The sequence below is a fragment of the Aquimarina sp. AD10 genome (assembly GCF_003443715.1).
Taxonomy (GTDB): domain Bacteria; phylum Bacteroidota; class Bacteroidia; order Flavobacteriales; family Flavobacteriaceae; genus Aquimarina; species Aquimarina aggregata.
Genome location: NZ_CP031965.1, coordinates 4,966,509 through 4,982,023, shown reverse-complemented (window position 1 = coordinate 4,982,023; position 15,515 = coordinate 4,966,509). Strand labels below are relative to the sequence as shown.

At 31.5% G+C, this 15,515-nt stretch carries 9 protein-coding genes and 11 tRNA genes; 2 read left to right on the top strand and 18 right to left on the bottom strand.

The annotated features are described in order from the left end of the window. Positions 1-304: 304 nt before the first annotated feature. From D1816_RS20660 to D1816_RS20570, 18 genes are all read right to left on the bottom strand, one after another. Positions 305-378, bottom strand: a tRNA-His gene (locus tag D1816_RS20660). Positions 379-384: 6 nt separating this feature from the next. Continuing rightward, positions 385-455 (bottom strand) — tRNA-Gln (locus D1816_RS20655). A gap of 5 nt (positions 456-460) precedes the next feature. Next, positions 461-531: transfer RNA gene (locus D1816_RS20650), tRNA-Arg, on the bottom strand. Between the two features lie 7 nt (positions 532-538). Then, positions 539-612 (bottom strand) — tRNA-Leu (locus D1816_RS20645). 4 nt (positions 613-616) lie between these two features. Continuing rightward, positions 617-690, bottom strand: a tRNA-Leu gene (locus D1816_RS20640). Positions 691-825: 135 nt separating this feature from the next. Continuing rightward, a tRNA-Glu gene (locus tag D1816_RS20635) sits at positions 826-890 on the bottom strand. Positions 891-896: 6 nt separating this feature from the next. Then, positions 897-968 (bottom strand) — tRNA-Pro (locus D1816_RS20630). 10 nt (positions 969-978) lie between these two features. Continuing rightward, positions 979-1,051: transfer RNA gene (locus D1816_RS20625), tRNA-Asp, on the bottom strand. 5 nt (positions 1,052-1,056) lie between these two features. Then, a tRNA-Tyr gene (locus D1816_RS20620) sits at positions 1,057-1,139 on the bottom strand. Positions 1,140-1,241: 102 nt separating this feature from the next. Then, a tRNA-Cys gene (locus D1816_RS20615) sits at positions 1,242-1,314 on the bottom strand. A gap of 386 nt (positions 1,315-1,700) precedes the next feature. Beyond that, positions 1,701-1,774, bottom strand: a tRNA-Lys gene (locus D1816_RS20610). A 788-nt stretch (positions 1,775-2,562) separates the two neighbouring features. Then, positions 2,563-4,986 carry a DUF3160 domain-containing protein gene (locus D1816_RS20605; protein ID WP_118505369.1) on the bottom strand — a complete coding sequence of 808 codons (2,424 nt, stop codon included), beginning with the start codon at positions 4,984-4,986 and terminating at the stop codon, positions 2,563-2,565. A gap of 32 nt (positions 4,987-5,018) precedes the next feature. Then, positions 5,019-6,419 (bottom strand): CapA family protein, encoded by a 1,401-nt coding sequence (locus D1816_RS20600; RefSeq protein ID WP_233565272.1) that lies wholly within the window; start codon positions 6,417-6,419, stop codon positions 5,019-5,021. 678 nt (positions 6,420-7,097) lie between these two features. Further along, entirely contained in the window at positions 7,098-7,961 is an 864-nt protein-coding gene (locus tag D1816_RS20595; RefSeq protein WP_118505365.1) for an AraC family transcriptional regulator, read from the bottom strand. A gap of 73 nt (positions 7,962-8,034) precedes the next feature. Continuing rightward, positions 8,035-8,754 carry a putative quinol monooxygenase gene (locus tag D1816_RS25995; RefSeq protein WP_199729955.1) on the bottom strand — a complete coding sequence of 240 codons (720 nt, stop codon included), beginning with the start codon at positions 8,752-8,754 and terminating at the stop codon, positions 8,035-8,037. A gap of 318 nt (positions 8,755-9,072) precedes the next feature. After that, on the bottom strand, positions 9,073-10,914 hold the full coding sequence (locus tag D1816_RS20580) for a tetratricopeptide repeat protein (protein WP_118505361.1): 1,842 nt from the start codon (positions 10,912-10,914) through the stop codon (positions 9,073-9,075). Positions 10,915-11,010: 96 nt separating this feature from the next. Beyond that, positions 11,011-11,901: a hypothetical protein gene (locus D1816_RS20575; RefSeq protein WP_118505359.1), complete on the bottom strand. Its 891-nt coding sequence runs from the start codon at positions 11,899-11,901 to the stop codon at positions 11,011-11,013. A gap of 134 nt (positions 11,902-12,035) precedes the next feature. Further along, the gene (locus D1816_RS20570) at positions 12,036-12,596 is read right to left on the bottom strand and encodes a Crp/Fnr family transcriptional regulator (RefSeq protein ID WP_162900346.1); all 561 of its coding nucleotides are present in this window, start codon (positions 12,594-12,596) and stop codon (positions 12,036-12,038) included. A 105-nt stretch (positions 12,597-12,701) separates the two neighbouring features. On the opposite strand from D1816_RS20570, the gene D1816_RS26305 reads away from it, so the two are divergent. Next, a complete protein-coding gene (locus D1816_RS26305) occupies positions 12,702-13,019 on the top strand; it encodes a transposase (protein WP_118505355.1) in 318 nt (105 codons plus the stop codon). A gap of 276 nt (positions 13,020-13,295) precedes the next feature. Beyond that, positions 13,296-14,273, top strand: a complete 978-nt coding sequence (locus D1816_RS20560) for a lipocalin family protein (RefSeq protein ID WP_066308232.1) — start codon at positions 13,296-13,298, stop codon at positions 14,271-14,273. Positions 14,274-15,515 lie beyond the last annotated feature (1,242 nt).

The window sequence follows — 15,515 nt, the reverse complement described above, 5'->3', positions numbered from 1 at the left end:
TACTACGCAGTCTTTTTGCGTAGATAAATTAGATCATTTATAAAAAATTCGATGTCTGTCATTTTTACTTTTTACTCCTTGTGTTTCAGAAGGGTATAAAGCTTTACTCATCGCTTTAATATAATTTGAAGCCCACTTTGATAACATTCTAGTGATCAAAAGCTTCAAACCTTTCTTTTTTCTTTTGGTAATAATAAAGTGAGTTTTCATAATACTTGAATGAATTGGTTAAACATTATTTTAAAAAATTAATGGAACAGATTTCAATCCTGCGTATTGACAAACTTTGTTACTGTTCCTTTTTGGGTGTACTCCGGGACTCGAACCCTGTTCCTCCCGTTCACAGCGGGGCGCTTTACCAGATAAGCTAGAGACACCATTTTGATGACCTGAAAGGATTCGAACCTTTACACCAAGAATCAAAATCTTGGATGCTGCCGTTACATCACAGGTCAGTTTGTAAGCTCAATAGGATTCGAACCTATACTCCAAGGTTCGTAGCCTTGGGTGCTTCCGTTACACCATGAGCCCATAATTGTACTCCACCTCGGATTCGAACTAAGACTATACGGGGCTTAAACCCGATGCCTCTTCCAATTGGGCTAGCAGAGCATTGTGCAGGGAGAGAGATTCGAACTCTCAAAATTCTGATTCTAAGTCAGACGCGTTTGCCAGTTTCGCCATCCCTGCATTTATTGAGGCATTGGGATTAGTTCATCAAATTATTATTTGATACAGCAGTATTCGTGAATGCTCTGCATTTCGAAGCCAAGATTTCTCTGATATCAGCACAGTACTCTACCGACTGAGTTATACCTCAATTTGTACTCCATAAGAGAATCGAACCCTTGTCTTCCGGTAGAAAACCGGATGCACTAAACTAATGGAGCAATTTGTCTGGGGAACAGGACTCGAACCTATAACCTCCCGCGTCCAAGGCGGGTAAACTACCATTGTTATATCCCCAGATGATTATTGCAGTACCGACGGGATTCGAACCCGCGACCTTCCGAGAGACAGTCGGGTGCACTAGCCATTGTGCTACGGTACTAATTGTGGAAGTAGTAGGACTCGAACCTACAAGCTCAGAAGAGAACAGATTTACAGTCTGGCGAGCCAACCAATTGCTCAATACTTCCATAGTTTTTTTGAGACAAGGATGAGATTGCTATGCTTTCTCATCAAGTCGCAAAATGGATTGTCACAGTATTCAAACAAGTTTGATGCTGATCCAATCATTGAGACAAGGATGAGATTTGAACTCATAAAAAACAGATTTGCAGTCTGCTGCCTTAACCATTCAGCCACCTTGTCTTTGCGATACTGATAGGACTCGAATACCGGATCAAGTCCGGCACAGGCTCTACTATTTTTTATGAATAACAGCTCATCAGCGCTAACCATTAAGCTACAGTATCTTTATTGCGGAGAGCAAAGGATTATTCATGGTTTATTATAGTATTAAATAAGATTTCATGAATGCATAGCATTTTGAAACTTCATCATTCACTAGACGTGAAGTCGCTTAGCAGGCGGACATAACAAACCAATATTTACCCAATCTCTAATGGAAATCCAACTCACTCGAGTCATTAACCCCTAACAGTCTTCACTCCTGTTTTCTTTTACCTATAGGTGTTGTTCAATAGTGAACTTGTCAAGGCTGTGATCACCAACTATTGGCTTTCCTTTCCATTATGTTGACGTAGTAGGAATTGAACCTACATCACCTCGGTTAAAAGCCGAGTGCTTTATCCTATTAAGCTACACGTCAATGTGTTTGGTTTTCAAAATATCAATGAACTATGGCAATAAAAAAAGACGCCTTGTTCGGGCGTCTTTTTATATATATGATGTATGTATAAGCTATGTTCTTATAATCATCTTCTCTATAAAATAGACACCTCTTATGCTCTTATCAGAACAATATCCCCTTTGCTTGGTAAAGAGTCGATTTAAAATATGTTGAAAATTATTCGGTATCATTTTTATACGTTTTATCCTATTAACAATAGTGCGATCTTGATTATTATTTTTGTTTTGATTGCGATGCAAAGATGAAAACTTTTTTTAAACCTGCAAACATTTTTTAATATTATTTATTTGGTAATCAGCACTTTATGGTTAAAATTAGATGTAAGAATCCCTGTCCGTTTTTCAACGGATATTGGATGTTTTGGCAATCGTCTGTCTCCCTGATGCTTACTTTCCAAATACTAATCTTTATGTGCTAATTAACCTTTGTTCATTATTTTAAAAAAAATTCATAAAAAAAGCGTCCAATTTCTTGGACGCTTGCTATTTATAGTAGTTTTCTAATTTATATCATCTCAAAAATGATTCAAATAGTTACATAACGTCCTGTTTCGAATGGATAATCTATTAATCCATCGATAGTCACACTGGTTAAACAGTGATTTCGGTGCGGTATGTATTCTATTTTGTGTCATTTTGTTATACAAATATTTGTTATTTATAATTTAACTTCCAAATTTATTTTTGAAATTGGAATCTTTTTTTGTTTTCATTATTAGATATTAAGCCTATTATTTCTAAGAAATGTTAACCTCCAACTCTAAACTCTAATTGTCCTTCTAACTCTTTTATATTATCATTGATAATAGGTTGAATCCATTTTGGTCGATCTGGAATGTTTCCTTTTTTTACTTTTGATTTCCATTGATCATCATCAAATATTTCTCCTATAAACTCATGATATGAAAATATAGAACCTCGAGAAATATAATATTCTCCATTTATGGGAACTATCACATATATATCATCTGCATGTCCAACCGCAACATTTAGATTGCTCCTTTTGTAAGAGTAGACATCGGCTATAAGTGCCATTGATTTCTCACGTTCGGAAAGATGATCTGTTTCTAACAGTCCAAAAAGAATATATTCTATAGTTCCGCCCACATGATGTAATTCATCATAGATTTCACTTGAAACAGTTTTTCCTTCTACTTGTTGATACGCTACTAATCTCAATTTCTCTCCTAGATCTTTTATTTCTTTTAATTCGGAAGCAAAGGTTGAATCAAATTTGGAAACATTTTCCAACCATTTAACTAGTTCTAATGCAGTATCCCAGAACCTTAAATTAGGTTCTACATAACTATAATGTTGTGGAGGTTCTGGTCCTCCTCCCTGTCCGGACTCTGCGGCAAATGGTTTTTCTTGATACAATATCAAATCATGTTTGATATGAGCCCAAGATGCTAATGCGGTTGACAACTCTTTTCTATTATAGGCATTGGTTTTCATATAATCCGGATAACGGTCATCTTCTGAAGCTGCCTGTAAAGCAGTTTGAACCCCTTTATAACCATAATTGTTGTCCCAATCTTCGAACTTATAAAATTGTTCTTGTAGACTAGATAATCTTTCATTAAACTCTGACCATTTATCGCCGTATTTGTATTCGTTGAAAAGTATTTCTTCAGCAGTTTTGTTATTAAATACAGCTGGAAGATCCAAACCATTAGGAAAAGGACGTTTAGAATTTAGATCATCTACATGCACTAATCTGGAAAAAATTTCTCCGGTGATAGAATATGTACTCGATAAGAAAAATAGTCTTTTAATTTCTTTTTCTTCATTTTTAAATTCTTTTCCAAATACTCTTTTTACTCGTTCTTTATCCAAGCCATCTAAATACGTTATAATTTTATTTACGTTAGTATCTGATAACGTTTCCTCCAAATTAGTATCTCCTAATGCTTGAATAAGGTTAGCCATGGAGAGATTATCTTCTTGCCCTGCTAATTTTTCTATAATAGAAACATATTGTTGGTATTTCTCATACAGGTTTTGATCATTTTTTATAGCATACGCCATTGTTATTAGCCCTTTGAGTTCTTTTTTATTTTTAATGTTGATCCCATTTAAGCTAATCCATTTAAACCCTTTAAAATATTTTTTAAGCGTGTCACTTTTGGTATAATGTCCTCTTGGTTTTAGTTCTTTATAATTAACCAATATATTTGGGATAAAACTTGGTTTTCCCTGAATTTGGTTTATCGCTTTTTTTTCTGAATCAAACTCGAGAGCATAATCATCTGGAGCAACATATTTTTTTTCTCCCATTGCATATTGGGCGGTAGCAGTATACATCTGTGCCCATTCTAAGGAAGATTTAAGGTTTTTATTGTCTTCACTTTTTGCTAGTGCAGAGAGTTTATAAGATGCTTCTTCTAGTATCGTTTTTAATTGCACATACATGAAATTTTCATCAAGTTTTTCTAAACTCGTCGAGAAATATTTATGTAGTATAAACAAGTACAAATCTGTAGTAATATAATGAGGAATGTATTCATAAGCATTTTCATCATAGGTATAAAAGGGCATAGATCTATTGGCTTCAAGAATACTAAAATTTTGATTACTAAAATCATTCTGAACTTTTTGTGGAATTTCTTTGAACTGTTTTTTATTCACAATGAGATCGGCATTGTATAATTCTAATCTATTTTTATCCGTAATTGTTTTAAGTTCTTTCCTTTTCTCCTCTTCTTCTTTAATCTTACTAATCAATTCTTGTTCTTCTTCTGAAAGAATAACTTCAAAATCATCTACATCAAATATTGGCATGTACCATTTTGAGCGATTAAAATGACCTCTCAAAAAAGCATCATCAAACAAATGTCCATTTCGAGCATAGATTTCGTTACGTAATAAGCGCAACTCATCATATGATAAAACTGATAAATCTTCTGGGAATTTTTTAGGTTCCCATATCTGATATTTCATGTCTTGCCACTCATAAAACTCTTGAATATGAGGGATTTCATAGTACTTTTTTAAATATCCTTTAGCTCCATAATCGACTGAAACAAGCTCTGATGGTGGCTGATCCATTGAGGATTGATCTATTACTTCGACCTTTTTTTGTTCTTTTTCTTTTGGGGGTGCTGTCTTTTTTTTGCAATTAGTTATTATTGATACTAATGCCAGAAAAAAAATGATTTTATAAATTTTCATCTATTTAATTTTTATCATAAGGTTGGTTGATTTCATTTATTAGTTAAAGCAAATCCAAAGTCATCCCATTTATAGATTCTTTGATGTTTTTTACCTTTTTTATCTACTTCTATAGTTTGTAGGTAATTATATCGATTTTTGGTATACGGGCTAAAACTATCTACATCATCGATAAACTTTGTCCCCAACCATAATGGACTAAGACGCTTTTCTTTATAGCTATATATATTTAATCTCTTTTTTTCTTCTTGATCAAAGTGTACTTTCTTTTTTATTCCTAACAAAATATCTGTTATCCCATTATTATCAATATCAGAAAAATGCATTTCTGATAGTTCTCCAAATAACCCAACAGTATTAGATCGAGAATTTGGTGTATGAACTGTTAAAACCTTCTGTCCTGATTGCATCTTTTTTATGGTTGAATATATAGTATCTTTTGTAGATACCCACAAGGTGGTTTCTTCTTTAAAATCTACCATTTCCAAAGGTTTCAATATCCAACTTTCTTTATTTTGCAATGCACAAACTCCATTTGAAAATGACAAGTATTTTTTGAGATAAGAAAGCTGTCGATCTTTATTGATATGAAAGGGGAAATATCGTTTCAATTCAATAGGAATCAAATTAACCTGATCTATTTGATCCGTAACTTTTAAACTTATAGTATATGATATATTGGTATTTGGTAAATAGGCATCTGCGATATAATTACCTAAGCTGTAAAATACTGGTACATCATTAATAAAATCAATGGTTTGAACAACATGTGGGTGATGCCCAATAATAGCATCTACACCCAAATTTACTAGATCAACAGCTAGTTCTTTTTGCCATTTTTCTGGAGTATACTGTAACTCAAGCCCCCAATGAATATACAACACCAAAGGTATTTCTGGATGATTTTTCTTGAAGTTAATAACACTACTTTTTAACTTCTTTATAGAAGAAATACATAAGTTTTCATTATGCGTAGTAAGTGAAGCACCTAAAATAGCACAATTATACTCACCTTTACTAAGTATCTTAGGGTTACAAGTATTACCCAAAACATCAAGATTGTTTTGAGATAACGCCTCTACCGTATCTTTAAATCCTTCTTCATAATAATCGTAACTGTGATTATTGGCTATTGATACGTGGGTAACGCCACTTTTAGCTAATAAGGAAGCATATTTGGCTTGTTGACTAAAGTTAAATTTATCACGCTGGCTAGCTACTTGGTTAGTAAATGTCCCTTCATAATTAACAATAAGAAAATCTTCTGATTTTGCCTTGTAAAAAGCTTTAGTTAGTAATGAATCCCCATGAAGCGTTACTTGATCTTTTACTCCCCGATCTAAAATCACATCTCCAGTAAACATTATACCTAATGAAGAATGCTCATTTTGACAAGAAAAAAATAATGCTGTAACTATCAATAAAAACTTCACTTTTTTCAACCGAAATGTCTTTTTAAATTTTAGAAATAAAACCTATTCAATATAGCTAATATAAATTCTAAATATCATATTGTCCAGAGTATTTTTTTAAGAGAAAATATTTGCATTTAAGAATTGTAAAGTGATTTTACTTTTATTATTTGTTCGGAAATTAGGTATTTCTCATTTATCGTATTTTTACAATACACACTATTTCTTTCTTCTCCAAGGTGGATTCTTTTACCAATCACCAGTCATGATACACCCCTAAGGTGATACTTCATTAATTTCGTTACCTCAACCATATTCATCTATTTGGTTTCTAACGGTTTTCAGCATTTTTATAGCACTTGGCAATTCGGTAACATCAATTTCATTTACAAAGAAATGAATACCCAAGCATTTTGTTTCAACATTTCTGGTGATAATTCCTTTATGAAACGTTCTTCAATTTTAATCCTCTTTGTATTCAAACTAGCCATAGATCCTCTGGGTCCATAATGAATAACCATCATAGTATTTCCTATCTTTCTGGATTTTCCAATAAACAAAAAGTGATTCCTATCGCCTTGAATCACTCAATTAAATCTCATTTTTTGGTATAAAATTGACAGTTGTGCTCTTAGGGAAGGTAATTGTAGAATTACCCTCTTTTAAGGTTTTTGGTGCAGACAAAATACTACAAATCAATCATAGTTTTTCTAGCTTAGCAAAACCTACTGTCTTTCTATAATTATCGGGAGAAACACCTACTTTCTTTTTGAAAAACCTACTAAAATAAAATTCATCATCATAACCAAGACTAGCAGCGATTTGCTTCAAAGGCTTTGAGGTTAAATATAGTTCACGTTTAGCCTCTATAACAATTTTATTAGAAATTAATGTGCTAGGTGTTTGCTGCAAATATTTTTTCACAATTCCTGCCAATGTTTTAGTACTAACACTCAAAATATCTGCATAATCTTTAGGAGAGTGCAACTCACAATAATTATTCTCAATAGAATCTACTAAATTTTGTAAGATTTCAGATTGACCATCAGAAAATTTTGGTACTATATCTTTATCAAATTGTTTTTTCTGTCTCACTGCTTCTATTAAAAATACTTTTAAAAAAGCCACAAGAACTTCATGTTGAGCTATAGAATCTCTATCCATCTCTTTTGAAATTTGGTCTATGAGATTACAAAATAACCCTTCTTCATAAATTTTAAAATGCGGTAATCCATGATAATTGTTAAAAAGAATACCTTCTGTTTCAATTTCATTTTGATGTCTATATGTACAAAAAAAATCTGGATGAAAATTTAATAACCATCCTGAACAAAATTCATCAGAAGTAATCATAAAAGGTTGATAAGGCGACAAGCAAATCATCTGGTCGCCTTGCAATTGATAATTAGAAAGGTCTACACTTAATTTGTAATTGTTTCCTTTTAGTAAAATGATAGAATAATAATTTTTTCTCTGCAAATGGTCAAATTGATTAAGATCTTCAAATCTTTCTAGTCTAAATGCTAGTTCACCATTTTGATTATCAACAATAATTTGAGCCATAAGAATTTCTTTATTTAACCATATTTATTAAAAAGAAAGGAGTGCTTGCTACACTCCTTTCTAAAAATAACAATTATTTCGAAGCTATAATGTCTATTTCTTGAATTGCTGATGCTTCAAAACCTTCCAAAAGAAACGGTGCATTTTTCATAAGTGCTGCTGCAACTTTCCCTGATAAATGCGCATTTCTACCAGAATCATCTGCAAAGGTGTCAAAGATTGCATAAGTAGTTGCATCTATTTTTACTGCATACCAAGATAAAGTCTTTGACTCATCACTTACTAATTGTTTGCCAACATTAAGGAAGTTTTCTACATCTGTTGTCTTTGTATCTTTAGATCTCATTATAACAAGGAAACCTTTGTTTTGTAATCCAGACTTATGATTAGTCGCTAGCACATCTATTGTTTGAATATCTGTACTAGGATTAAAATTCTCTAATAAATCACTTGCATTTGCTAATAATGCTTTGGCAACTTCACCTGTTAAATGTGCTTGCCTTCCTTCTTCTATTTCAAAAGTATCAAAGATTCCAAAGGTGTTATGATCTATTTGAAAGGCAAACCAGGATACCGTTAGCGGCTCTTGGTTTACTAATCCCAATCCGCCATGTAAAAAATCTTTTACATCTTTTTCTTTTCCTGGTTTAGCTTTCATCGTTACTAGTAATCCGATTGTTTCTTTTTTTTGGTCGCTCATGTTAGTATTCTTTTTAATATTAGAAAATGTTGGAAGTGTACATCCTAGTAAAAAAACTAGGAGTGCTAATTTTAATGGGACTTTAGTTTTCATCTTTTCTTGTTTTTTGTTACGGTGCAAATTTGAGGCGAAACAAAGGACTATAGAATGGATGTTCTTTACTAATGCATGGATAATTTTCAAAAAAATACTATTAAATCCAGTAAAAGATCTGTGGTAATATAATTTTCTAACTAGCTTATGTAGGTCAATACCAATAAACAATTTAGTATGCTGCTTTCACATAATTGTTATGATATACACCAGTCTCTGAGTATTAACCCCTCCTAGAATAAAACATATTTAATAGTTTAACTATGCCTCAAAATTTCACCATGTTAGTAGCCAAAATACTTAAGGTTTAAGTTTGTATTAAATATTTATAATATAATCTTCAAGTGATTCTTTTGTAGTAAGGTTCATTTTTTTTCTTAGTCTGTAGCGAGCTTTTTTAACTCCCTCTGGAGATATATTAAGAAACTTACTTATCTCTTTTGAAGAAAGGTTAAGTCTTAACAAGCAAATAAGTCTTAGCTCTTTTGAAGTAATAGAAGGAAACCTATCGTTTATTTTTTTGTAAAAACCATGATGGGTTTCTTCAAAAAGTTCTCTAAAAAGTTCCCAATTCTGATCTTCCTTTTCATCAAAATTTATAACCTGTAGCACCTTGCGATACGGATATACATTTTCACCTGGTGTGTTGCATAAGTTTGTTAATTTTTCTTTGACGTTATTAAGGGTGTTATTTTTTCTTAGCAAATGAAGTGTATTGGCGGTTAACTCTTTATTTTTTCGTTTCACCATTTCCTCTAATTTTCGTTTTTGCTTATTTTTTTTTCTTAATATCTTCCCACCTACAAGCAAAAAAGCAATACAAACTAACCCCAAAATTATTAATACCCCAATTTGTTTTTGTTTCGTTTTAGTAGTTTTTTCGAATTGCTTAATCTTTAAGTCTTTTTCGTTGGATTCATATTGAGCACTCAGTTCATAAACCAGCGTTTTATTTTCTAACTCTTGTATAGAATCTTTCAATATTGCCAATTTTTTAAAATATTCAAGAGCAACAATGTTATTGTTTTTTTCTTCCGCAGCAAGCGCCAATAGATGATAGGTATCCATTTTTGCTCGTAAAAAACTATTTTTATGTGTATATTTTAATGCCTTTTGTGCATAAAAGACTGCTGAGTCCGTTTTTTTTTGCTTTAGAAAAAGTGTGCCCATAGAAATATAGGTGTACGCTTTCCCTAGCTTGTACATTTTTTTATTGGAATTCAATTCCTGTACGGCTTTTTTTTGATAGTAGGTAGCTTTATCCAGCTGATCTAAATCGTAATAGATCTCACTTAACATGGATAATACATAAGAACTATTAGATATTGAATATTTGTTTTTATAAATTTCTAATGCTTTTTCATAGTGTTTAATGGCATTATCATAATCTTTTAATTCTTTGTAACACCATCCTAAATTTTGATGATTAATTAATATGAATTTAAAATTACCCATTTCTTGAAAGCCTGATAAAGACGAGTTCAAATAAGGTAAAGCTTTTCTATATTCTTTTTTTATCGATAAAATATCCCCTAATTGATATTTTGAATGTGTTATTCCCGTTGTAATATTAAGTTCTTGATAGATTTTTATTGAGGCTAAGTATTTCTTAGTCGCTACGCTTAGCTGCCCCAATCCTTTATAAGCAACCCCTAAAGTTTGTAGGGATTTTGCATAAGAGAGAGAATCATTCTTTTTCAAAAACAACGCTCCTGATTGCTCAAGTACAGTGATTCCTTCAAGATAATTTCCTGAATAAACGTGGGTAGCAGCAATTTGATGCAGTGCAGAAGCCTGTCCCCAAATATGATTTGATTTTTTATTAATCTGTAACGCTTTCTCAAAATATTTTAGAGCAGTATCATACTCATTCTGATAAAGATAAACCTTACCCAAACTATTGTATGAACCAGCTATTCCTATAGAGTTATTATTTTGTTCTGAAATCGCTAATGCCTTCATTATATAATCTTTTGCCAATAAAGGTTTTGAAATAGCATGTTGAACCCCTAAATCATTAAAGGCTTTTACTAGGGTTGTATCTGCTACTGATTTTCGATGTATAACTTGTAGAAGGCTATCCACTACTTTATTATTTTGTGCATTTGCAACAACACAAATAATAGAAAAACAAAAAAACATAAAGGTTTTAAGAAACATTTTTAGATTTTTTAAATCAAGTTAAATTTTGTTTATTTATGACATTCATAGGAAATAAAGTAAGGTACTAACTCCGTCTCTTTATTTTATATTGTTTTAATACTGTTTCAGTACTTGAAATTCATCATAGGTTAAAAGCCATTTGCCATTTATTTGTTCCCATTTTTCTTGATAGATTTTGCCTTCACCTATATTCATGCTCCATTGTGATGATAACGTTGCACTTTTATCCGTTTTAACTTTAAATGTTGGATTATGATATGTTAAATTTTTAGTACCATCATTAATCAATTTCGTCCAAAAATCTTCAATTACTTCTTTTCCTTGAATAGAAGTAAATGGTACAGCATTCATAAAAGCATTTTTAGAATATCCATTTCCACAAGCCTTATTATCTCCTGAGTTAAATGAATTGGTCCACTTAATAGAAGCTTGTATAACTTCTTCTAAAATTATATGATTTGCGACAGGATTTGTATCATTTTTAATTGGTGTTTCAAATTTCTCTAAAACCTCAAAATCATCATAAGTTAAAAGCCATTTACCATTTATTCGCTCCCATTTTTCTTGATAAATAATGCCTTTTCCTACATTCATACTCCAGTTTGCAGATAAAAATGCAGTCGTTTTATTGACTACTTCGATGCTTACATTTGTATAAATTAAATTCGTGGCCCCAGAAGAGATGAAAGGCTTCCAAAATCCAGAAATTTCTGATACCCCTTTTTTGATTCCAAATGGCATAGCTCTCATTATTGCTTTTGTATCATATCCTTTTATACAAGCTGCAGCATTTCCTGAATTAAAATTTATAATCCAATTTTTACTGGCATTTAACACTTCTAATGCTACTTCGTGATGTGATGTAGGTGTATGTGCTACAAAAGATTGTTTAATTTGGTTTTTTTCAGTATTCGACTGTTGCCCGCAAGAAGTTAAGTTTGTCATTAATACTGCGACTGTAATTACTGTTTTAATACTTTTCATTTTCTTTATATTTTAATTTAATACAAAGGAAGAAGTATTTAAGAATAATTATTTGTGACTTTTGGCACAACAGTAAAAAAATTATTTTAAAATTTGAATTTCTTTTTGTCTTAGGTTTAGTTTTCCGTTAGATTCTAATTTTTTAGCAACCTAGAAATAACTTCTCTAGTTGTTCCTAATTCTTTTGCTAATTCTTGATGTGTTTTTTTAACAACCATATCATTTGCTTTGGAGACTAAGTAATCAAATAATCTATCTTTAAGCGGTTGAAATGCTAAATTTGAGTATTGATTAATAAGATGATTATAACTTTCTCTATACGTATTCGTGGTAAAAGAGTTCCAAGACTTGTATTTAAAATTCCAATCTCTAACAAATCTCACAGGTATATTTAGGATAGTACAGTCTTCTTCTACCACTGCATTTACCGTACTCTTACAATCTTCAAAACAAGCTGAAAGCGACAAAGTGCAAGCTTCTATAGGATTTAAATAATAAATAAGAATTTCACGTTCTCCATTTTCTTGATATACCCTTACTTTTCCTTTTAAAACAATTTTTAAAACTTTAATGTATTGATTGTTCTTTATTATAATATCATCTTTTTTATGTATTGTTATAGATGATTTTTCTTGAAGTTCGTCTTGAAGTTCTAATTCTGTAATTCGTAGCTGATTTATGAAGTTATTTAGCATTATCTTAGATGATTCAAAATGCTCATAAAGATACATAGTTTACAAAAGTTAACCCGAAAAATTCACGGTATTTGTTTGACTTAAGGCATTAAGTGCTAACTTTAAATAACAAACCAAAGAATTAACACTTTTGATCACACCCAAAAGGGAGTATTAAAATACAGTATTTTATGTATTTCTGTTGATTTCTCTTCGGAAGAAATACATTCTGATAGTGCTATTGTTTTATTAGAAAAACTGGAACATAGTCATAAGGTCATCAATTATTTCAGTAATCTGATTCTAGATAAGCATCATTCTCTTTTGATCACTCATAGTATCCATAAGCTAGTGAAATATCGAATAGTTATGCTGATACGGGGTTATGACGATTACTATGATGTATTGCATCTACAACGCGATCCTTTGTATAAAATATTCTGAAAGGTGATTTAGCCTATCAGCCTACTTTGTCTAGGTTTGAGAATAATATAATTTAGCATACTACTTTTTCATTATGTTCTGATTTTTTTCTCGTTATAACCAATTGTAGCAGATTCTAGGAGCATATATCTAGGCTGTCCCCCCTTTGTCCACCTTCTATTTTTGTGAAAGATCAACCTGATAAATATGTTTGTAGCAAAACTTTAATACACTGGAAAAATAAAAAGTTTTCTAAAAAAAGATAAAAATTAAAATCGAACATTAAAAAAGACAAAAATGATCCGTATTAAAACCCACAAATCAATTTTATGTATTCTGTTTTCTCTAACTCTTTTTTCTTGTGATTCTGATTCTAATCCAGAAAACAATGAACAAGTTTCTCAAGAAGTACTAGTTACCAAAGAAAAATTAGTTGGAAACTGGAAATTGGTAAGCAGCACTATTGACAATAAAAATGTTTCACCATCTGAATTCGAATGCTTAAAAAATTCAACAGCTACTTTCAATCAAGACGACACCTATGAAGTAACTTTTTTAAAACTAGGGAGTAATTCTACAACTCTTTGTTCTCGAACAGTTACACAATCCGGGACCTACACGGTTGTTGGTTTGAACAGAGTCACTTTTTTTAACTTTGATTCTGAAATCGAGCTGATTGACGATACTTTACAGATTACTTCCAAAGTTGCCAATGGTAATGAACAACAAGATCAAATAGATATTTTTATTAGAAGTGACAATTCCGAATTAGGAGAAAATCAGGAAGAAACAGATAATGTGGAAACAGATAACCAGACAGATGAGGATAATAATGACGACACTTTTGATGGAACCGAGGTAATTCAAAATATATTAGGAAAGTGGAAAATCGACTCTGATAAAGATTGCCTTCAAAAAAATACAATAGAGTTTAAACCTCAAAGTATTTTTGAATTTATTCAACATAAAAAAACCTTTAATCGTAGAGATTTGTTAGACTATAATGTAAGTGTGAGTTATCCTTTACCAGAAAGTATTAACGCAACAATTATCAAAGGAAATAGCACGGTTGTTTTTGATACCAGTGCAGAATGTCAATTTATTAAAACGAGTACTCTAGAGTATATTGTAAAAGATGAAAAGACCATAGCACTTAAAAATATTTCAGGAGTCAAACTTTTGCTAGAAAACAACAATACCATTAAGCTTATATACACATTCATAGATAGTAATGCCAATGAACAGGTAAGAGAATTTGTTTATAGAAAGCTATAAAATTAGTTCGTTTATACATCAGTTATAGGAAGAAAATGGAGGGTTTACCTCCATTTTTTTAATATCCTTAATAACATCACGTACTCCTAAAAGAATCAAGTATAACAAAATGCTCCGCAACCTCTATCTTAATACTAAAATAATTAGTTCCTTATAAGGAACTTAACACATGAAAACATAACTTATTTGTATCGTTCATTAATGATACTTTTATTGCTATTTTTAAATAAGCTATGCAAGGAAATACTCTCCAAGAATCCTTTGAAGATCTATCTATTGATATTTCTAGGTATACTAACAATTTCAAAAAACAAAAAAATAGTAGAATCCAACAAAACAAAAAAAGTGCCTATAAAGTATATTTCTAAAATTAATCAACTACTATAAAAATGAAAAACAACATTGATAAAATAATGTTGCTTTTAATATACCTTCCCGTTTTCAAAGACTACCCAGAACCATCTCATTTTCTGATAAATCCTAAATATAGAAACCCTAATCATAAAATAACCATAGAGATAGAGATAGCAATGGAACCCCATGACTCACGACTAACTTGTTTTTAGCATAGTACCTTATAAGCAACGCTTTTTTATAAAATAAACGTAAAAATTGCACCCCACCAATATCCCCTGCCAGTACTTAAATAGCTATACAATGAAATTGATATTCATTCTCACAAACGAAAGTAACTTATTAAAAATCAATAATTTATTCTTAGCAGCGGGAACAGGATTAACTCCCTATGGTCGTTGGCCCTTTTAAGGAACCTTGCACAAAGAAAACCAATGATGTACTGCATCATATACCTTTTTTATACCCGAAAACCTGATGCTGTGCTTCAGATTTTCGGGTATAAAAAAACCAGTTGCTTTCACAACTGGTTTTCTTCGTAGCGGGAACAGGACTCGAACCTGTGACCTTCGGGTTATGAGAACGATTCTTTGGTCACACAAATCACTAAAAACAAGCACTTTGAATATTTTGAAGTACGCAAATAGTGACATTTAACTACATTTCCATACTTAAAAACCATACTCCAAAACGGAGTATGGTTTCCTATTTACTAATTATTGTCAAAGTCAGTACCGTGATTTCACTTCTCACTCTATTTTTCAACCTGAAAACACCTGCATTTGGCAACAAACAGCAACATTTGTATACAAATCAAAACAAATACACTTCCATTGGTTATACTCCAATTTCAATGAATCACAAACTCCATTACACCACCTTGAATAG

Bases quoted from the DNA above. Each gene is read 5' to 3' on its own strand.
- D1816_RS20605 (WP_118505369.1), bottom strand. From the start codon at position 4,986: ATGAAAATTTATAAAATCATTTTTTTTCTGGCATTAGTATCAATAATA.
- D1816_RS20595 (WP_118505365.1), bottom strand. From the start codon at position 7,961: ATGGCTCAAATTATTGTTGATAATCAAAATGGTGAACTAGCATTTAGA.
- D1816_RS25995 (WP_199729955.1), bottom strand. From the start codon at position 8,754: ATGAAAACTAAAGTCCCATTAAAATTAGCACTCCTAGTTTTTTTACTA.
- D1816_RS20580 (WP_118505361.1), bottom strand. From the start codon at position 10,914: ATGTTTCTTAAAACCTTTATGTTTTTTTGTTTTTCTATTATTTGTGTT.
- D1816_RS20575 (WP_118505359.1), bottom strand. From the start codon at position 11,901: ATGAAAAGTATTAAAACAGTAATTACAGTCGCAGTATTAATGACAAAC.
- D1816_RS20570 (WP_162900346.1), bottom strand. From the start codon at position 12,596: ATGCTAAATAACTTCATAAATCAGCTACGAATTACAGAATTAGAACTT.
- D1816_RS20560 (WP_066308232.1), top strand. From the start codon at position 13,296: ATGATCCGTATTAAAACCCACAAATCAATTTTATGTATTCTGTTTTCT.